Here is an 18,907-nt window from a genome sequence, read left to right on the forward strand (position 1 = left end):
TTAAGCTCAGGGTCGCGTCAGGGCCTGCAGCGATCGACCAGCCTGGTGATTTGCCTGGCATGGTTCTGCGTGTTACCCGGCGTTGACCAGACGCTCATCATGTGTTCTTGATGCCCGGCAATACCGCATCGCAGACGGCCAAAACAATGAGCGCTTCTCCCGGCAGGGATAAACACCCAGCCATGAAACACGGCGTAGCGGATAGCTTCTCGTATATGTTTATCTGGATGTTCCTTCATCAATTTTTTTCTCGCTCAGTGTGAATAGTGTGTTGACGAATGTCAACGGAGTTCGATGTGTTTAGTTCGCGAAAGACATTTATCGCTAAACATTTTTATCGTTCCGGAAACAGCTTCACAATTCGTACAGGCGAGCGGGACAAAGGTTTGGGGTTTGCGAGCGTTATTCCACCACAAGGGGGCGGAATAAGCCCGAAGAGAGGTAAAACTTAAAAAGCGTCAGCTTCCAGCCGGTAGACCCAGTCGTCGTAGCAAACTCCGTTGATTTCGTAGGCTTGCTCAAGCATCTGGGTACGTATAAATCCCAGCTTTTCCAGCACACGTACCGAACCGATGTTATCGGCCAGAACCCACGCATTCAGCGCTTTCACTCCCGCCTGTGTGAAAGCATATTCGCATAAAGCACGTATCGCTTCGGTGGCTATCCCCTTTCCCTGTGCTTCTGGCATGAACATGTACCCGACGTCTGCCTCTTCGCGGTTATGGGGGCTTATTTTCAGGCCGATATCGCCAAGCGGGGTGGGAGAGTTGTGCAGACGAACCACAAAGGTATGCGGTGCCGTCAGACGGGTTGCGAACAGCAGGCGGTTATCTTTTTCAGAGGCCACGGCCGCAATGTAGCGCATGACCCTGGTATCTTCGCGCAGCAGGCGGAAGAAATTCCAGTCCGAAGGCTGGAAGGGAGAGAGGTGGAGCCTTGGGGTAGTCACTGTCGCCATCGGTTCGCCATTCTTGTGAGCCTGGCGTTTCACTCTACCACGAGACGACAGTATTTAATCAACTGACTACGTTCTCCAGGGCTTCATCAAGGGAGTACCAACGGAACACAAAGCCAGCCTCTTCAAGACGCTTGGGTAAAGCACGTTGGCCACCCAGCACCAGCACTGAAGATTCTCCCATCATCAGGCGTATGGCCGCCGCAGGCGCGCGGAGCACCGCCGGACGGTTTAACGCATGGCCCAGGGTATGGGCGAACTGTTCGTTGCGGACCGGATAAGGAGAGACCATGTTAAATGGCCCACGGAGATCGTTATCAAGCAGCCACAGGATGCCATTGACCATATCGTCGATATGGATCCATGCCAGGTACTGCCTGCCATTGCCCATTGGACCGCCAAGGCCCAGTTTAAAAATGGGCAGCATTTTCGCCAGAATGCCACCTTCCGGTGCCAGCACCACGCCGGTACGCAGCAGGCAAACGCGGGTTTTATCGCTTTGGGCTGTGCAGGCGATTTGCTCCCAGCGGGCGCAAAGTTTGTGGGTGAATTCGTTATGCGGCGGTTCTTCTTCGGTCACGACGACCTCACCTAAGTCGCCGTAGTAACCCGCGGCGGAACCACTGATGAGAATCGCTGGTGGGGATTCGCTGGCATTAATGAGATCGGCGATTTTTTGCGTGATGTTCCAGCGGCTATTACACAGCCGCTGTTTTTGCTGTTCCGTCCAGCGTTTATCGGCGATGGGCTCGCCCGCGAGGTTGATGACTGCATCAAAGCCGTCTAACGACGTTTTATCGTTCAGGCTCTTGCAGAGGGTGACGCGACTATCCAGTAGCTGGCGGGCTTTATCCGGATGGCGTGTGACCACGGTAACCTCATGGCCCAGCGTAAACAGGCGAGGGATCAGGTGACGACCAATCAGACCAGTACCGCCGGTTATCAGAATATTCATGCAACCTCCTGGGCTGCGCTTATCGTCGCCAGCTCATCGTCATCGACACCGAGTCGGCATAACGTAGCGCGTGAAGTTTATCGATCTCTACTTCAGCATAAGTGACCCAGTGATGTTCGCGTGCGATATCGAGCACATCCTGAGTTAATTTTTCTAATAACGAGAACCGGTTATCCTCGATATGGCGAATGATGCTCTTGGTGATTGTGCGATAGTTCAGGGCATCGTTGATATCTTCACTACCGCGGGCTTTGTCTGCCGGGTAGTGGATGACGACGTTAATGACCACGTCCTGACGGTTGGCTCGTTCTTCCTCATTGATTCCGATAAAAGTACGCAGGCGCAGATTTTTAATGCGAATAATGGCGTCTGGCTGAGACATTGCAGGCTTCCTCCGTTTATTGTCTCAGCCATCATACATGAAAGTGTGCAGCACCTTAATTTGCTTGCGCCTTCTGCATCGCCAGGATGGTCGCAGGGCGGTTTTTGATGCGTTCGTACCAGTTGTTGACCGCCGGGAAGTTGTTCAGATCGATGCGCTGGCGCTGGTGGGCGTTTATCCACGGCCAGCAGGCGATATCCGCAATGCTGTAATGATCGCCGCCGAGCCAGGGCGTCGCCTCCAGACGCTTATTCATCACGTTATACAAGCGCAACGTCTCCACCTGAAAACGCTCTATGGCGTACGGCACCGGTTGCGGTGCGAAGTGATTGAAATGGTGATTTTGCCCCAGCATCGGCCCAAGCCCTCCCACCTGCCAGAACAGCCATTGCAGCGTGACGTGTCGTTCACGCAGTTCACCGCTCAGCAGTGCCCCTGTTTTCTCGGCCAGATAGAGCAGGATCTCACCGGACTCAAACAGGCTCAGCGGCGCACCCCCGTCGGCTGGCAGATGATCGACGATCGCCGGGATCTTATTATTGGGCGATATCGACAGATAATCGGGGCGAAATTGCTCGCCTTTACTGATATCTACGCGGATCAGTCGATAGTCCAGCCGGGCTTCTTCGAGAAACAGCGTTATCTTGTGTCCATTGGGTGTTGGAGCGTAATACAGATCGATCATGATGGCTTCCTTCATGGCGACTGAGGGCTTTCACATGGAGTATAGAAGCAGATCTGAAGGAGTGAATTTTGATCAGGTGACAGCTTTCACAAGAGAAGATATGGTGAGGGAATTGCCCGTCAATCGCTGAGGAAATCATGAGTAAGCCTGTTATTACGCTGTGGTCTGATGCCAATTTCTTTTCGCCTTATGTGATGTCTGTGTATGTAGCCCTGCAGGAAAAAGGCTTGCCTTTCAGCCTGAAAACGGTGGATCTCAATCGGGGAGACCACCTGAAGACTGACTGGAAAGGGTTTTCCGTGACACGGCGGGTACCGCTGCTGGAAGTCGACGCCTTCGAACTTGGCGAATCCTCCGCTATTACCGAATACCTTGATGAGCGATTTGCACCGCCGCAGTGGGAGCGACTGTACCCGCACTCGCTGGAGAATCGCGCGCTGGCGCGACAGATTCAGGCGTGGCTACGTAGCGATTTAATGCCCATTCGCGAAGAGCGTTCAACCGACGTTATTTTTGGTGGCGCTAAAAAGCCTGCGCTGAGCGAAGCCGGGCGGCAAAGTGCAGAAAAATTGTTCAGCACCGCAGAAAAATTGCTGGCCCACGGCAAACCGAATTTGTTTGGAGAGTGGTGCATTGCTGATGCCGATCTGGCGCTGATGCTCAATCGCCTGGTCATTCACGGCGACGAGGTGCCAGAGCGTCTTGCCGATTACGCCGGGTTCCAGTGGCAACGAGCCTCTGTCCAGCGCTACGTGGCGCTTTCCGCTAAACGTGCAGGCTGAATCACCTTCTGAAATCCGTTAAAATGGGGGCAGTTACTCAGGAGGATGAAATGATGAAACTGATGTTTGCATCGGATATTCATGGGTCGCTGCCCGCAGCGGAACGCGTTCTGGACATTTTTGCTAAAAGCGACGCGCAATGGCTGGTGTTGCTGGGCGACCTGCTTTATCACGGCCCGCGCAACGCGCTGCCAGAGGGGTATAACCCCGCCGGCGTCGCGGAAGTACTCAATCGTGAGGCTGCGCGAGTCATTGCTGTGCGTGGCAACTGCGACAGCGAAGTCGACCAGATGCTGCTCCACTTTCCCATTACGGCACCATGGCAGCAGATACTGACCGAACGGCAGCGCCTTTTTCTGACCCACGGCCATCTGTTTGGACCAGATAATCTTCCCGCGCTCGCCGCTGGCGATGTGCTGGTTTATGGTCATACTCATATTCCGGTTGCCGAAAAACGCGGTGAGATTTTTCATTTCAATCCTGGCTCCGTCAGCATCCCCAAAGGCGGCTTTGCCGCCAGCTACGGCGTGCTTGAGGGTGATTATTTGCAGGTTTTAGCACTCAATGATCAACAGGTTATTGCACAGGTTGCGATTAACCCGTAATTTACCCGTCAATCTTAAGACGCGCCGCAAGAGCGCTTTTAACAGAAGGTTTCCCGATGGTGGAGCAGAGTCCTTTGGCAAGCACAGAATGGGTGGATATCGTCAGTGAAGATAACGAGGTGATCGCGCAAGCGAGCCGCGAACAGATGCGTCAGCAATGCCTGCGTCATCGCGCCACCTACATTGTTGTTCACGACGGGATGGGCAAAATCCTGGTGCAGCGCCGCACCGAGACGAAAGATTTCATGCCCGGTATGCTGGATGCCACCGCAGGCGGTGTCGTTCAGGCAGATGAGCAACTGCTGGATTCTGCACGCCGCGAAGCGGAAGAGGAGCTCGGCATTGCCGGAGTACCTTTTGCCGACCACGGTCAGTTTTACTTCGAAGATAAAAACTGCCGCGTCTGGGGAAGCCTGTTCAGTTGCGTTTCTCACGGTCCGTTTGCGCTGCAGGAAGAAGAGGTCAGCGAAGTGTGCTGGCTGACGCCGGAAGAGATAACCGCGCGTTGCGACGAGTTCACGCCAGATTCACTCAAGGCGCTGGCGCTGTGGATGAGCCGCAACGCCAGCAATGAGTCTCAGGTTGTGGAAGACGACGAGTAAGTCGTTAGCAGCTATCGCGCAGACACAGCGTTGACGCGATAGCTGAACTCTCCCGTTGTTCTTCATTCAGGCGAGCCAGCAGCGCCTTACCCGCTTCAATACCTATCTTTCTGTGCGGTACCGCCATCGTGGTCAGGGGCGGCTGACACACCCGGCTGACATCGCTGTCACCAAATCCCACAATCGCCAGATCGTCCGGCACTTTAATGCGGCGACGCTGGCATTCATACAACGCACCGCACGCCAGTTCATCAGACACGCACACCAGGGCATCCAGTTCCGGCCACGCGAGCAGAAACTCGGGCAGCTGCGCGGCTCCGGTCGAAAAGGTAGGCGGCATCGCGGCGTTAATCACCCGATTCGGCGACATATGATGACGCAGCATGGCTTTATACCAGCCCTGCAGATGCTGCTGAAAAATCCACTGCTCCTGATTGGCGCACAGCAGGCCGATATTCTGGTAGCCGCGCTGAATGAGCATCTGGGTTAGTTCGAACATCGCTGCTACGTTGTCGATGCCAATATTCATATCGATGGGATCGATACGCGTCGCACCGATCTCGATGACCGGGATCGAGGCGTTTTTGAGCCACTGGCGCACGGTATCGCTGTGCTCAACGCTCAGCAATACGGCAGCCGCAATGTTTGAGGCCAGCAGCGTTTCCAGCAGCTTCTCTTCCTGCTCAAGACGATGGCGCGACTCCGCCAGCATAATCTGATAACCCGCAGGCTGCAGCACCTCCTGCAGGCCGGCAAACATCTCCGCGCAGCCGGATTCTCCCAGATTAGGTACCACCATGGCGATGGTCCACGACGAGGCCGAGGCGAGGGCGCTGGCGGCAAGATTTGGCATATAACCGAGCGTTTCTACCGCGGCTTCAATTTTCTCGCGTAGCTTGTCGGAAACCTGTTCAGGTGTGCGCAGCGCTCGGGAAACCGTCATCGTTCCTACACCGGCCAGCTGCGCGACATCCGCGAGGGTGACTTTGCCGGTACTGCGACGTTTTCGGGTAAGTGACATGCTTCTTCCTGAGTGAAATCACAACATTAAGTGCATGCAGTATACGCCGGAAATCCCTCTTTTTGCTGAGTAATTGCACGATGATTACGTTTTGATAGCGCTATCACAATTCTGTGATACGGATTTTTGGTAGCGCTATCTTTGTGATTATCATCACGGTTAGTCGCCGCGCCCTTGCATAAAGTTTGTTCACCTTGTTACGGGAAGGAGAACAGAATGCTAAGTCAGTGGATCCATGACGGGACAATCATGCTGGAAGAGACGGTCTCTGACTGGAGACAGGCGCTGGAACGCTGCGCGCAGCCGTTGCTAAATGCGGGGGTGATTACATCGGATTATATTACCACCATCGTTGCCCAGCAGCAGAAACTCGGCCCCTGGTATGTGCTGGCTCCCGGCCTTGCCATGCCGCATGCGCGTCCGGAAGAAGGGGCTACGGGAATGGGACTTTCACTGCTGAAACTGCATAAAGGAGTAGCTTTTGGGGCCGGGGAGTTTGACCCGGTTGACGTTATCGTGATGTTGGCCGCCCCCGACAATCACAGCCATATTGAAATGATTTCTGCGCTGGCAGAGCTATTTTCCAGCGAGGACGATTTGCAGCAACTACATCAGGCACACACCGTGGAGGAAATTAAAAACATTATTAGCCGCTTCTGATTTTTAAAATTACATCCTGACTTCTGGCATTTTACCTGCGGGTAAGATGCGGGCGACTCTACGTTAAATTAGGTGACAATAATGAAAATAATGGCGATTTGCGGATCCGGGCTCGGCAGCAGTTTTATGGTCGAGATGAATATTAAAAAAATTCTTAAAAAACTGAATATCGATGCTGATGTAGAGCACTCTGACTTATCTTCAGCGACACCAGGGGCAGCAGACCTGTTTGTGATGGCCAAAGATATTGCTGAAAGCGCCAGCGTGCCGGCACATCAACTGGTGGTCATCAGCAATATTATCGATATCAACGAGCTCGAAGAAAAATTGAGCGCCTGGTTTAGTCAACAATAACCCTGATTGCGCGAGGTGGATATGTTTATCCTTGAAACGCTAAATTTCGTTGTTGATATATTAAAAGTTCCTTCCGTGCTGGTTGGTCTTATTGCATTAATAGGCCTGGTCGCGCAGAAAAAATCATTCTCTGATGTTGTCAAAGGCACAATTAAAACCATTCTTGGTTTTATTGTTCTTGGCGGTGGCGCCACCGTACTGGTGGGTTCGTTAAATCCACTCGGCGGTATGTTTGAACATGCTTTCAGTATTCAGGGAATTATCCCGAATAATGAGGCGATAGTCTCCATTGCCCTCGAGAAATACGGTGCCTCTACGGCACTTATCATGGCATTCGGGATGGTGGCGAACATCATCGTGGCTCGCTTTACACGCCTGAAATACATCTTCCTCACCGGGCATCACACGTTCTACATGGCCTGTATGATTGGCGTGATCCTGACGGTTGCGGGATTTGAGGGGGTAGGCCTGGTCTTTACCGGTTCGCTTATCCTGGGTCTGGTAATGGCATTTTTCCCGGCGCTGGCGCAGCGCTACATGAAGCGTATTACGGGGACCGATGATATCGCTTTCGGGCACTTTGGCACTCTGGGTTATGTGCTTTCTGGCTGGATTGGCAGCGTGTGTGGCAAAGGGTCGCGTTCGACAGAAGAGATGAATCTGCCGAAGAACCTGAGCTTCCTGCGCGACAGCTCCATTTCTATTTCACTGACCATGATGGTGATTTACCTGATTATGGCGGTGAGCGCCGGTCGCGAATACGTTGAGAGCCAGTTCAGCGGCGGTCAGAACTACCTCGTATACGCCATCATTATGGCTATTACCTTCGCTGCCGGCGTGTTCATCATCCTGCAGGGCGTGCGGTTGATCCTTGCGGAAATCGTACCGGCATTTACCGGCTTTTCTGAAAAACTGGTGCCCAACGCTCGTCCGGCGCTGGATTGCCCGGTGGTTTATCCCTATGCACCAAACGCCGTGCTGATTGGCTTTCTGTTCAGCTTCCTCGGTGGGCTGGTGGGGCTGTTCCTGCTCGGGCAGATGAAGCTGGTACTGATCCTGCCGGGCGTTGTCCCACACTTCTTTACCGGCGCGACTGCCGGGGTATTTGGCAACGCCACCGGCGGCCGTCGTGGCGCAATGCTTGGCGCGTTTGCCAATGGTTTGCTCATTACCTTCCTGCCTGTGCTGCTGCTGCCGGTTCTCGGGGCCATTGGCTTTGCTAACACGACGTTCTCTGACGCCGATTTCGGTGCGGTGGGCATCGTGCTTGGGAATCTGGCGCGCTATCTCTCACCGCTGGCAATTAGTGGGCTGGTGGTGGCGCTGTTCATCATCCTCGTGGCGTACAACGTCGTGAAAGGTAAATCTGCCGGCAACGGCGCACAGCAAAAAACGGGGGCGAAATCATAATGTCTGCTGAAATTACTCAACTGGCGCGCGATATCCGCGTGGCTACCCTGAAGTCGCTGACCCAGCTTGGCTTTGGTCACTACGGCGGCTGTATGTCGGTGGTGGAAACGCTGGCGGTGCTATACGGCGACGTGATGCGTATTGACCCGGCCGACCCGGACTGGCCCGAGCGCGACTACTTTGTGCTGTCGAAGGGGCATGCTGGTCCGGCGCTGTACAGTACGCTTGCGATTAAGGGCTACTTTCCTGTTGCAGAGTTGAGCACGCTTAACCAGAACGGTACCCGGCTGCCGAGCCATCCGGACCGGTTGAAAACCCGCGGCGTGGATGCGACCACCGGTTCACTGGGGCAGGGGATTTCGATTGCCGCCGGGATGGCGCTTTCCCATAAGCTTGCCGGACGTCGCAATCGCGTGTTCTGTATCGTCGGCGACGGCGAGCTTAACGAGGGGCAGTGCTGGGAGGCGTTCCAGTTTATCGCCCACCATCAGCTCAACAACCTGCTGGTATTCGTGGACTGGAACAAACAGCAGCTCGACGGCGAGCTCGACGACATCATCCGTCCGTTCGATCTCGAGGGTAAATTCCACGCCTTTGGTTTTGACGTCCACACCGTAAAGGGCGATGACATCCCCGCGCTGCAGGCGATTGCCAGACCGGTGCTGGAGCCAGGTGCGCGACCACGGCTGGTCATTCTCGACAGTATTAAAGGCCAGGGCGTGCCGTATCTTGAGCAGCTCAGCAATTCTCACCATCTGCGCCTGACGGAAGCAACGAAGCAGATACTCAACGAGACTATTCAACAACTGGAGGCCACACATGATTAAGGTTGCCCCGGGCGGGGAAAAAGACGCCATCGAAATGCGCAAAGTGTACGCCGGGTTTGTTGCCGGGCAGATAGCGGCGAACAGCGGCATTATTGCGCTTGAGGCGGATCTGATGAGCTCAATGGCGATGGATGGCGTGCAGCGTGAGCATCCGCAGCATGTAATTAACTGTGGGATCATGGAAGCGAACGTGATTGGAACGGCGGCAGGGCTTTCGCTCACCGGGCGTAAACCTTTCGTGCACACCTTTACCGCTTTCGCCAGCCGCCGCTGTTTTGACCAGTTATTCATGTCGCTCGACTATCAGCGCAACAACGTGAAAGTGATTGCCTCGGACGCCGGGGTTACGGCCTGCCATAACGGCGGTACCCATATGTCGTTTGAAGATATGGGGATTGTTCGCGGGCTGGCGCATTCCGTGGTCCTCGAAGTTACCGATGCGGTGATGTTTAAGGACATCCTCAATCAGCTTATCGATCTTGAAGGATTCTACTGGGTGCGCACCATCCGCAAGCAGGCACCGACGGTCTATCAGGAAGGTTCACACTTCACGATTGGCAAGGGGAATGTGCTGCGCGAGGGGGAAGATATCACGCTCATCGCCAACGGCATCATGGTGGCAGAAGCGCTAGAAGCCGCACGACGGCTGGAGCGAGACGGTATCAGCGCCGCAGTTATTGACATGTTTACGCTGAAACCTATCGATCGCATGCTGGTAAAAAACTATGCCGAGAAAACCGGGCGTATCGTCACCTGTGAAAACCACAGTATTCATAACGGACTTGGGTCGGCGGTGGCTGAAGTGCTGGTGGAAACCTGTCCGGTGCCGATGCGCCGTGTGGGGGTGAAAGAGCGCTATGGCCAGGTGGGAACGCAGGATTTCCTGCAACAGGAGTATGGCCTGACGGCGGATGACATCGTGAAGGCGGCGAGAGAGCTGCTGTAGTAAATAAACCCGCCTCTGAGGTTTCAGAGGCGGGTGTTTATTATTATTGTTTCGTTACGCTAACATTGGTGAACATAAAGGTCGTTTGGTACGAGGCATAAAACTCAACTTTAAATTCAGTATATTTTTCAGCTACGTTAAAATTAAAAGTGTTGGTATTCCAGATGTTTTGATTATAATTCACAGGCATATTCGGAAAAATAATAAATTCCCAACCACCGCTTTGATTTTGTCCCCAGACTCGAACGGAACAATTCGGGCCTACGTAGCAACTACGGAACGTCAGCGTGTAGTCACCTGCTGCACGGGGCACGACTTGGGTTAATCCTGTTGCATTACCAACGGCGATTTTTGCATAGTTATCCCCTGGAGGATTATGCACAATAGTCACGTATTCTGGTGAACTGGTACGCCAGTGGACCAGTTCTTCTGCAAAGCTGCCGTCAATAATTAAATTCTCAGTACTCATTTTTCTACTCCAGTCAGCGATAATTAAGAAACATACATTCGAGAATGGTAATTTACTGGAGATTGAGATCGGAGGTTGACTAGCGGAGAGGCAGTGTTGCCTTATTTTTGGTCATTTCAGTTTGAACGCAAATAAAAAGGCCGGTCATTGCTGACCGGCCTTTTTGATTAAAAAGAAAAATTACTTCTCTTGCTGTGAAGACTGGATCGCGGTCAGTGCGATGGTGTAGACAATATCGTCTACCAGCGCGCCACGAGACAGGTCGTTCACCGGCTTGCGCATACCCTGCAGCATCGGCCCGATGGAGATCAGGTCGGCAGAACGCTGTACCGCTTTGTAGGTGGTGTTACCGGTGTTCAGATCCGGGAAGATGAACACGGTAGCGCGACCAGCAACCGGCGAGTTCGGCGCTTTGGATTTCGCAACGTCAGCCATCACGGCGGCATCGTACTGCAGCGGGCCGTCGATCATCAGGTCAGGACGTTTTTCCTGAGCGATACGAGTTGCTTCACGAACTTTCTCTACGTCGCTACCTGCACCAGAGGTGCCGGTGGAGTAGGAGAGCATCGCTACGCGCGGTTCGATACCGAAGGCGATCGCGGAGTCAGCAGACTGGATGGCGATTTCAGCCAGCTGTTCTGCGGTTGGATCCGGGTTGATCGCACAGTCACCGTAAACGTAAACCTGTTCCGGCAGCAGCATGAAGAACACGGAAGAAACCAGCGAGCTGCCTGGCGCAGTTTTGATAAGCTGCAGCGGCGGACGGATGGTGTTTGCGGTGGTGTGAACAGCACCGGAAACCAGACCGTCAACTTCATCCTGCTCCAGCATCAGGGTGCCCAGCACCACGTTGTCTTCCAGCTGTTCGCGGGCAACGGCTTCAGTCATGCCTTTGCTCTTACGCAGCTCAACCAGACGACCCACATAGCTCTCGCGAACCACTTCCGGATCGACGATTTCGATGCCAGCGCCCAACTCAACGCCCTGGTCAGCCGCAACGCGGTTGATAGCGTCCGGGTTGCCCAGCAGTACGCAGGTCGCGATACCACGTTCAGCACAGATAGCTGCTGCTTTCACGGTACGCGGCTCGTCGCCTTCTGGCAGAACAACACGTTTGCCGGCTTTACGCGCCAGCTCGGTCAGCTGGTAGCGGAAGGCTGGCGGAGACAGACGACGGCTGCGCTCGGAGGTAGCGGTCAGAGACTCAACCCAGTCGGCGTTAACGTAGTTAGCGACGTACTCCTGAACTTTCTCGATGCGTGCGAGGTCATCAACCGGAACTTCCAGGTTGAAGCTCTGCAGGCTCAGAGAGGTCTGCCAGGTGTTGGTGTTCACCATGAATACCGGCAGGCCAGTCGCGAATGCACGCTCGCACAGCTTGGAGATGCGCGCGTCCATGTCGTAACCACCGGTCAGCAGGATGGCACCGATCTCAACGCCGTTCATCGCTGCCAGGCAGGCTGCAACCAGCACGTCCGGACGGTCAGCGGAGGTCACCAGCAGGGAGCCCGGGCGGAAGTGTTCCAGCATGTGCGGGATGCTGCGTGCACAGAAGGTCACGGATTTCACGCGGCGGGTTTTGATATCGCCTTCGTTAACCACGGTCGCATTCAGATGACGCGCCATATCGATAGCACGGGTAGCGATCAGATCGAAGCTCCACGGCACCGCGCCCAGAATTGGCAGCGGGCTGGAAGCCTGCAGCGCAGCCGGGTCAATCTTCACGACTTTCGCTTTGGAAGAATCGTCAAAGATTTCGGACAGGTCAGGACGAGTACGGCCCTGCTCATCAACCGGAGCGTTCAGCTTGTTGATGATAACACCGGTGATGCTGGTGTTTTTCGCGCCGCCGAAGCTGCTGCGAGTCAGTTCGATACGCTCGTTCAGCTGTTCCTGGGTATCAGTACCCTGGGACATCACGAACACGATTTCCGCGTTCAGCGTTTTGGCGATTTCGTAGTTCAGAGACTGCGCGAACTGATGTTTGCGAGTCGGCACCAGGCCTTCAACCAGCACCACTTCAGCATCCTGAGTGTTGGCGTGGTAGTTGGCGATGATCTCTTCCATCAGCACGTCTTTCTGGTTGCTGGAGAGCAGAGATTCAACGTGGTTCATGTTCATCGGCTCTGCAGCCGGAACTGAAGAGTTGGCGCGAACGATAGCGGTGGTCTGGTCTGGCGCATCGCCACCAGCACGCGGCTGGGCGATAGGTTTGAATACGCTCAGACGAACGCCTTTACGTTCCATCGCGCGGATAACACCGAGGCTGACGCTGGTCAGGCCTACGCTGGTACCTGTCGGGATCAGCATAATAGTACGGGACACGATTTATCCTCTTTCGTAACCGCCAGGACGGCGGGTGACAAAAACAGCACCGCCAGCGTAGGCTGGCGGTGTGGAATCAGGCGGTCAGACGGCTGGCGTCTTGCGCGATAACCAGTTCTTCGTTGGTCGGGATGACCACGGCAGGACGGGTACCTTCTTTGTTGATGAAGCCAGACTTGCCGAAACGGGCAGCCAGGTTACGCTCGTGATCAACTTCGAAGCCCAGTACGCCCAGTTTGCCCAGGGAGAGCTCGCGTACCATTGCCGCGTTTTCACCGATACCACCGGTGAAGACAACGGCGTCCAGACGACCGTCCATCAGTGCACTGTAGGAACCGATGTACTTCGCCAGACGGTGGCAGTAAACGTCCATTGCACGTTTAGCGTCTTCTTTCGTCGCGTAGTTGTCTTCAACGTAGCGGCAATCGCTGGTGACTTCGGTCAGACCCAGCAGACCAGATTCTTTGGTCAGCATTTTGTTGATCTGATCGATGCTCATGCCTAAGTTGTCGTGCAGGAAGAAAATGATTGCCGGGTCGATGTCACCGGTACGGGTGCCCATCACCAGGCCTTCCAGCGGGGTCAGACCCATAGAGGTGTCGACACACTGGCCGTTACGGATAGCGGAAACGGAACCACCGTTGCCCAGGTGGCAGGTGATGATGTTCAGTTCTTCAACCGGCTTGTTCAGCATTTTCGCGGCTTCTTGAGTCACGAAGTAGTGGCTGGTGCCGTGGAAACCGTAACGACGAACGCCGTGCTCTCTGTACAGGTTGTACGGCAGGGCGTACAGGTAAGATTCTTCCGGCATGGTCTGGTGGAACGCGGTGTCGAACACGGCAACGTTCTTATCTTTCAGACCCGGGAAGGATTTCAGCGCTTCGGTGATACCGATCAGGTGAGCCGGGTTGTGCAGCGGTGCAAACGGCGCCGCGTCTTTGATACCCTGGATGACGGTTTCGTCGATAACCACGGAGCTGGTGTATTTTTCGCCGCCGTGAACAATACGGTGACCAATTGCGGTCAGCTGGGCGGACAGTTCTGGTTTTTGTGCCAGAATAGTGTTAACGATAAAGTTCAGCGCTTCGCTGTGAGCTGCTCCTGCACCGAGGGCTGCTTCTTGCTTGCTACCGTCTAATTTCCATTTGATGCGTGCTTCAGGCAGATGGAAACATTCGGCCAAACCAGAGAGATACTCTTCACCGTTGGTCGCATCGATGATGGCGAATTTCAGAGAGGAGCTACCGCAGTTCAGAACCAGTACTAACTTACTCGACATGGAAGTACCTATTAGTGATACGTGGCTAAAAAAACGTCAGTGAGTCATAAAGCGTAGCGCAGGATGAGGCTGACATTTATGATTAACATCATGCCTTGTTCTTGTTTTGGGCACGATGAAGGAAATACCTGTTGATTCTATGTCATTTTGCACAATTTTCAGCCAGTGGCATAATATGCAATAATTTGACAAGCCAGGAGAACGGGTCTATGCCCATCTCAGGCTGGCACAGGATACCCGATCGTAGGGGGCAATGACAAAATCTTTTGAACGTTGTCAAACCCAGTTGTGGTTTTGTAAGTTTTTTTTAATTTTTGCATGTGAAGTTGAGGTAACGCCATGTCGACATCCGAAAATCGCCCGGTTAGTTTTTTTAGCTTGTTCCGCCGGGGACAGCACTATTCAAAGACGTGGCCAATGGATAAACGCCTGGCGCCGGTGTTTGTTGAGAACCGCGCCATTCGTATGACGAAATATGCCATTCGCCTGATGCCGCCGATTGCGGTCTTCACCCTCTGCTGGCAAATTGCGCTGGGGGGACAACTGGGCCCGGCGGTTGCCACGGCGCTGTTTGCCCTGAGCCTGCCAATGCAGGGACTCTGGTGGTTGGGTAAGCGTTCGGTTACGCCGTTACCACCGACCATTCTCAACTGGTTCTACGAAGTTCGCGGGAAATTACAGGAAGCGGGGCAGGCGCTGGCGCCGGTCGAAGGCAAGCCAGATTACCAGGCTTTAGCTGACACGCTTAAGCGCGCCTTCAAACAACTGGATAAAACTTTCCTTGATGATTTGTAATTGACGCGCAAAAACGCATATAAAAGAAGACACACAATGTGTGTCTTTTTTTTTGCTGCGAAAAGCAACAGGAGTCAAAAATGGAAATGACTAACGCTCAACGCCTCATTTTGTCGAACCAGTACAAAATGATGACCATGCTCGATCCCGACAACGCCGAGCGTTACCGCCGTCTGCAAACGATCATTGAGCGCGGTTATGGGCTACAGATGCGCGAACTGGATCGTGAGTTCGGCCAACTGACGGAAGAGACCTGCCGCACGATCATCGACATCATGGAGATGTATCACGCGCTGCACGTTTCGTGGACTAACCTGAAAGATGCCAGCACCATTGATGAGCGTCGCGTGACGTTCCTGGGCTTCGACGCCGCCACAGAAGCCCGCTACCTTGGTTATGTACGCTTTATGGTCAACGTGGAAGGACGCTATGCGCACTTCGACGCCGGGACCCACGGCTTCAACGCCCAGACCCCGATGTGGGAAAAATACCAGCGCATGCTGAGCGCCTGGCACGCCTGCCCGCGTCAGTATCACCTGAGCAGCAACGAGATTAACCAGATTATTAATGCCTGACGGAGGCGCTTGTGCAGTGTAAAGGTTTCCTGTTTGATTTGGATGGCACGCTGGTGGATTCCCTGCCGGTAGTCGAACGTTCATGGTGCCATTGGGCGGACAGGCACGGCCTGAGCCATGAAGAAGTACTTGATTTTATTCATGGTAAACAAGCGATTACCTCTTTGCGACACTTCCTGCCGGGAAAAAACGAGGAGGAAATCAAAGCCGAGTTCGCTTTCCTCGAGCAAATGGAAGCCGCTGATACGGATGGGATTACTGCGCTGCCTGGGGCACTGGCGCTACTGACCCACCTTAACGACAAGGGCATTCCGTGGGCCATTGTGACGTCCGGGACGGTACCGGTCGCCCATGCGCGTCACAGGGCCGCAGGTTTGCCGAAGCCGGAAGTGTTTGTCACCGCTGAACGCGTGGCGCGCGGTAAGCCGGAGCCGGATGCTTACCTGCTGGGGGCTGAACTGCTCGGCCTGACACCCGCGGAGTGTGTGGTGGTAGAAGATGCCGAGGCGGGCGTTATCTCAGGGCTGGCGGCAGGATGTCATGTTATTGCCGTCAATGTCCCCGCCGGGTCGCCCTGCCTTGCGCAGGTGGACCTGGTGCTGACGTCACTCACTGCGCTTGAGGTCGTCAAACAGGCCGACGGCACGGCGAGCGTGGCGCTGAAAGCGTAAAGCTATGATTTAGCCCCGGTTCACCGGGGCTTTTTTATGGCACTATTTCTTTCCCCTCATCTGACAAGGACATGTTGTGAATGGTGAACTGATTTGGGTGCTGTGTTTGCTGGCGGTTGCCGTCGTGCTTTTTGCCACTGGCAAAGTCCGCATGGATGCGGTGGCGCTGCTGGTTATCGTCGCATTTGTTTTAAGCGACACCCTCACGCTTAGCGAAGCCTTCTCTGGCTTCAGCGATCCCAACGTTATTCTTATCGCCGCGCTGTTTATTATCGGCGACGGACTGGTGCGCACCGGTGTGGCTACCAAAATGGGTGCCTGGCTGGTGAAGATTGCCGGTAGCAGCGAAACCAAAATGTTGATTTACCTGATGCTGACCGTGGCCGGGCTCGGGGCGTTTATGAGCTCTACCGGGGTGGTGGCGATTTTTATTCCGGTGGTGCTGAGTGTCTCCATGAAGATGCAGACCTCGCCGTCCCGGCTGATGATGCCGCTCAGCTTCGCCGGGCTTATCAGTGGCATGATGACGCTTGTCGCGACGCCGCCAAACCTGGTGGTAAACAGTGAGCTTGTCCGCGAAGGGCTGCACGGTTTTAGCTTCTTTAGCGTCACCCCGATCGGGCTGATAGTGCTGGTACTGGGTATCATCTACATGCTGCTGATGCGCTTTATGCTCAAAGGAGAGGATCCACAGGCGCAGCGAGATGGCTGGCGTCGGCGCACTTTCCGCGATCTGATTCGTGACTACGGGCTCACCGGCCGTGCGCGTCGCCTTGCGATCCGCCCCGGTTCGCCGATGATTGGCCAGCGGCTCGACGATCTTCGCCTGCGTGAACGTTACGGTGCGAACGTTATCGGGGTAGAGCGCTGGCGGCGTTTTCGCCGGGTTATCGTCAACGTGAACGGTGTCTCTGAGTTCCGTGCTCGCGACGTACTGCTGATTGATATGTCGGCGGCGGAGGTCGATCTGCGCCAGTTCTGTAGCGAACAAATGCTCGAGCCTATGGTGCTGCGCGGAGAGTATTTCTCCGATCAGGCGCTGGACGTCGGCATGGCGGAAGTGTCGCTGATACCGGATTCTGAATTATTAGGGAAAACGGTGCGTGAAATTGGGTTTCGTACCCGCTACGGTCTTAACATTGTTGGCTTAAAGCGCGGCGGTGAAGCGCTGGAGGGCACGGTGGTGGATGAACCCATCGAGCTGGGTGACATTCTACTGGTGGTGGGTAACTGGAAGCTCATTACTCAGCTGGCGCAAAAAGGACGCGATTTTGTGGTGCTTAACCTGCCGGTTGAAGAGAGCGAGGCATCGCCTGCCCACAGCCAGGCACCGCACGCTATTTTCTGCCTGGTACTGATGGTGGCGCTGATGCTGACGGATGAAATCCCGAACCCGGTGGCCGCGATTATAGCCTGTCTGCTGATGGCGAAGTTTCGTTGCGTTGATGCCGAGAGCGCTTACAAGGCGATCCACTGGCCGAGCATTATTCTGATTGTCGGGATGATGCCTTTTGCCCTTGCGTTACAGAAAACCGGTGGGGTTGATCTTATTGTTCACGGATTGATGAGCGTGGGGGGTGACCAGGGGCCGTACCTGATGCTCGGCTGCCTGTTCGTGATGTGTGCCGCGATTGGCCTCTTTATTTCGAACACCGCGACAGCGGTGCTAATGGCACCGATTGCCCTGGCGGCGGCAAAATCGATGGGGGTGTCGCCGTATCCGTTTGCAATGGTGGTGGCGATGGCGGCTTCGGCGGCCTTTATGACTCCGGTATCGTCGCCGGTGAATACGCTGGTGCTGGGGCCTGGTAACTACACCTTCAGTGATTTCGTAAAAATTGGCGTACCGTTCACCCTGCTGGTGATGGTGGTGTCGGTGCTGTTCATCCCGGTGTTATTCCCGTTCTGAGTGTCACTCTGAAATCCCCCTCTCCTGCGGGAGAGGGGTTCAGGCAACTTAGTCCTACAGCGGTGAATCCTGGCTGATTTCATCCAGCGACAGATGGAAGCTTGGAACGAACACCTGTACAAAGTAGTCCATCTCATCGCTTCGGCGCTCTTCCAGCGTTTTCTCCAGCCGGGATTTCGCCAGCAGGAACTCGTTATTACCGGCAGAGAGTTCCTCCAGACATTTCAGGTAGGCGCACAGGGCATCGGCCTGTTTGACTATCGACTTTTCCTCGGCGCTGTACTGGCTTTCGTCGATCAGCGGCTCGAAGATATCCCGCAGCTCATCGGGCACCATATCAACCAGCTTCTGCTGGGCAATCTTTTCGATGGCTTTATATTCCTGGGCGATCTGCGAATTGAAATACTTCACCGGGGTTGGGAGATCGCCGGTCAGCACCTCTGAGGCGTCGTGATACATCGCCAGCAGAGCAATGCGCTCGGCGTTGACGTGACCATTAAATTTACGGTTCTTAATTGCTGCCAGCGCGTGGGCCACCATGGCGACCTGCAGACTATGTTCAGAGACGTTTTCAGTCCGCACATTGCGCATTAGCGGCCAGCGGTTGATTAACTTCAGACGGGAGAGATGGGCAAAGAAATGGCTCTGGCTCATAGTTTTCCTGATATCCGTTACAACATCAGAACCATTGTGCGCAGAG

The 18,907-nt window shown here is 54.5% G+C and carries 22 protein-coding genes; 12 read left to right on the forward strand and 10 right to left on the reverse strand.

Features of this window, described 5'->3' with window-relative positions; translation table 11 throughout:
- Window positions 1-17: 17 nt before the first annotated feature.
- From GYRE_RS23855 to yfcG, 5 genes are all read right to left on the reverse strand, one after another.
- Window positions 18-239, reverse strand: a complete 222-nt coding sequence (locus GYRE_RS23855; protein ID WP_071777551.1) for a hypothetical protein — start codon at window positions 237-239, stop codon at window positions 18-20.
- Between the two features lie 209 nt (window positions 240-448).
- Complete coding sequence (locus GYRE_RS14725; RefSeq protein ID WP_038256246.1) at window positions 449-958, reverse strand: GNAT family N-acetyltransferase; 510 nt, start codon at window positions 956-958, stop codon at window positions 449-451.
- Window positions 959-1,016: 58 nt separating this feature from the next.
- Window positions 1,017-1,910 carry a TIGR01777 family oxidoreductase gene (locus GYRE_RS14730; protein ID WP_006820975.1) on the reverse strand — a complete coding sequence of 298 codons (894 nt, stop codon included), beginning with the start codon at window positions 1,908-1,910 and terminating at the stop codon, window positions 1,017-1,019.
- 19 nt (window positions 1,911-1,929) lie between these two features.
- Window positions 1,930-2,292: a dihydroneopterin triphosphate 2'-epimerase gene (gene folX / locus GYRE_RS14735; protein ID WP_006820974.1), complete on the reverse strand. Its 363-nt coding sequence runs from the start codon at window positions 2,290-2,292 to the stop codon at window positions 1,930-1,932.
- A 55-nt stretch (window positions 2,293-2,347) separates the two neighbouring features.
- Window positions 2,348-2,977 carry a GSH-dependent disulfide bond oxidoreductase gene (yfcG, locus tag GYRE_RS14740; protein WP_038256248.1) on the reverse strand — a complete coding sequence of 210 codons (630 nt, stop codon included), beginning with the start codon at window positions 2,975-2,977 and terminating at the stop codon, window positions 2,348-2,350.
- A gap of 137 nt (window positions 2,978-3,114) precedes the next feature.
- Here yfcG and yfcF point away from each other — a divergent pair, with 137 nt between their 5' ends.
- The 3 genes from yfcF to yfcD are packed head-to-tail and all read left to right on the forward strand — an operon-like array spanning window position 3,115 to window position 4,966.
- On the forward strand, window positions 3,115-3,759 hold the full coding sequence (gene yfcF, locus GYRE_RS14745; protein ID WP_006820972.1) for a glutathione transferase: 645 nt from the start codon (window positions 3,115-3,117) through the stop codon (window positions 3,757-3,759).
- Between the two features lie 50 nt (window positions 3,760-3,809).
- Window positions 3,810-4,364: a phosphodiesterase gene (gene yfcE, locus GYRE_RS14750; RefSeq protein ID WP_087943290.1), complete on the forward strand. Its 555-nt coding sequence runs from the start codon at window positions 3,810-3,812 to the stop codon at window positions 4,362-4,364.
- A 59-nt stretch (window positions 4,365-4,423) separates the two neighbouring features.
- Window positions 4,424-4,966, forward strand: a complete 543-nt coding sequence (gene yfcD, locus GYRE_RS14755) for an NUDIX hydrolase YfcD (protein ID WP_038256395.1) — start codon at window positions 4,424-4,426, stop codon at window positions 4,964-4,966.
- Between the two features lie 4 nt (window positions 4,967-4,970).
- Here yfcD and GYRE_RS14760 read toward each other — a convergent pair whose 3' ends face one another.
- Entirely contained in the window at window positions 4,971-5,987 is a 1,017-nt protein-coding gene (locus tag GYRE_RS14760) for a LacI family DNA-binding transcriptional regulator (protein ID WP_038256250.1), read from the reverse strand.
- A 216-nt stretch (window positions 5,988-6,203) separates the two neighbouring features.
- On the opposite strand from GYRE_RS14760, the gene GYRE_RS14765 reads away from it, so the two are divergent.
- From GYRE_RS14765 to GYRE_RS14785, 5 genes are all read left to right on the forward strand, one after another.
- Entirely contained in the window at window positions 6,204-6,647 is a 444-nt protein-coding gene (locus tag GYRE_RS14765) for a PTS sugar transporter subunit IIA (RefSeq protein WP_038256251.1), read from the forward strand.
- Between the two features lie 81 nt (window positions 6,648-6,728).
- Window positions 6,729-7,001 (forward strand): PTS sugar transporter subunit IIB, encoded by a 273-nt coding sequence (locus GYRE_RS14770; protein WP_006820967.1) that lies wholly within the window; start codon window positions 6,729-6,731, stop codon window positions 6,999-7,001.
- A 21-nt stretch (window positions 7,002-7,022) separates the two neighbouring features.
- Window positions 7,023-8,411, forward strand: a complete 1,389-nt coding sequence (locus tag GYRE_RS14775) for a PTS ascorbate transporter subunit IIC (protein WP_006820966.1) — start codon at window positions 7,023-7,025, stop codon at window positions 8,409-8,411.
- Complete coding sequence (locus tag GYRE_RS14780) at window positions 8,408-9,238, forward strand: transketolase (protein WP_112471366.1); 831 nt, start codon at window positions 8,408-8,410, stop codon at window positions 9,236-9,238. The genes GYRE_RS14775 and GYRE_RS14780 overlap by 4 nt, the downstream gene beginning before the upstream one ends.
- Window positions 9,231-10,184, forward strand: coding sequence for a transketolase family protein (locus tag GYRE_RS14785; RefSeq protein WP_038256254.1), 954 nt, complete (start codon window positions 9,231-9,233; stop codon window positions 10,182-10,184). The genes GYRE_RS14780 and GYRE_RS14785 overlap by 8 nt, the downstream gene beginning before the upstream one ends.
- A 43-nt stretch (window positions 10,185-10,227) precedes the next feature.
- On the opposite strand, the gene GYRE_RS14790 is transcribed toward GYRE_RS14785, so the two are convergent.
- The 3 genes from GYRE_RS14790 to ackA all read right to left on the reverse strand — a co-directional run bounded on the left by GYRE_RS14790 (window position 10,228) and on the right by ackA (window position 14,257).
- Window positions 10,228-10,653 carry a hypothetical protein gene (locus GYRE_RS14790; protein ID WP_038256256.1) on the reverse strand — a complete coding sequence of 142 codons (426 nt, stop codon included), beginning with the start codon at window positions 10,651-10,653 and terminating at the stop codon, window positions 10,228-10,230.
- A gap of 180 nt (window positions 10,654-10,833) precedes the next feature.
- Window positions 10,834-12,978: a phosphate acetyltransferase gene (pta, locus tag GYRE_RS14795; RefSeq protein WP_038256258.1), complete on the reverse strand. Its 2,145-nt coding sequence runs from the start codon at window positions 12,976-12,978 to the stop codon at window positions 10,834-10,836.
- Between the two features lie 76 nt (window positions 12,979-13,054).
- Complete coding sequence (gene ackA / locus GYRE_RS14800) at window positions 13,055-14,257, reverse strand: acetate kinase (RefSeq protein WP_038256260.1); 1,203 nt, start codon at window positions 14,255-14,257, stop codon at window positions 13,055-13,057.
- 339 nt (window positions 14,258-14,596) lie between these two features.
- Between ackA and yfbV the strand changes: the two genes are divergently transcribed.
- The 4 genes from yfbV (at window position 14,597) to GYRE_RS14820 (ending at window position 18,207) form a co-directional block, all read left to right on the forward strand.
- Window positions 14,597-15,052, forward strand: coding sequence for a terminus macrodomain insulation protein YfbV (yfbV, locus tag GYRE_RS14805; RefSeq protein ID WP_038256263.1), 456 nt, complete (start codon window positions 14,597-14,599; stop codon window positions 15,050-15,052).
- Between the two features lie 80 nt (window positions 15,053-15,132).
- A complete protein-coding gene (locus tag GYRE_RS14810; RefSeq protein WP_038256265.1) occupies window positions 15,133-15,627 on the forward strand; it encodes a YfbU family protein in 495 nt (164 codons plus the stop codon).
- A gap of 11 nt (window positions 15,628-15,638) precedes the next feature.
- Window positions 15,639-16,298, forward strand: coding sequence for a sugar phosphatase (locus tag GYRE_RS14815; RefSeq protein ID WP_038256268.1), 660 nt, complete (start codon window positions 15,639-15,641; stop codon window positions 16,296-16,298).
- A gap of 76 nt (window positions 16,299-16,374) precedes the next feature.
- Window positions 16,375-18,207 carry an SLC13 family permease gene (locus GYRE_RS14820; RefSeq protein WP_006820957.1) on the forward strand — a complete coding sequence of 611 codons (1,833 nt, stop codon included), beginning with the start codon at window positions 16,375-16,377 and terminating at the stop codon, window positions 18,205-18,207.
- Between the two features lie 54 nt (window positions 18,208-18,261).
- On the opposite strand, the gene yfbR is transcribed toward GYRE_RS14820, so the two are convergent.
- Entirely contained in the window at window positions 18,262-18,861 is a 600-nt protein-coding gene (gene yfbR / locus GYRE_RS14825; protein ID WP_038256270.1) for a 5'-deoxynucleotidase, read from the reverse strand.
- Window positions 18,862-18,907 lie beyond the last annotated feature (46 nt).

The sequence above is a fragment of the Yokenella regensburgei ATCC 49455 genome, from assembly GCF_000735455.1.
GTDB classification, from domain to species: Bacteria; Pseudomonadota; Gammaproteobacteria; order Enterobacterales; family Enterobacteriaceae; genus Yokenella; species Yokenella regensburgei.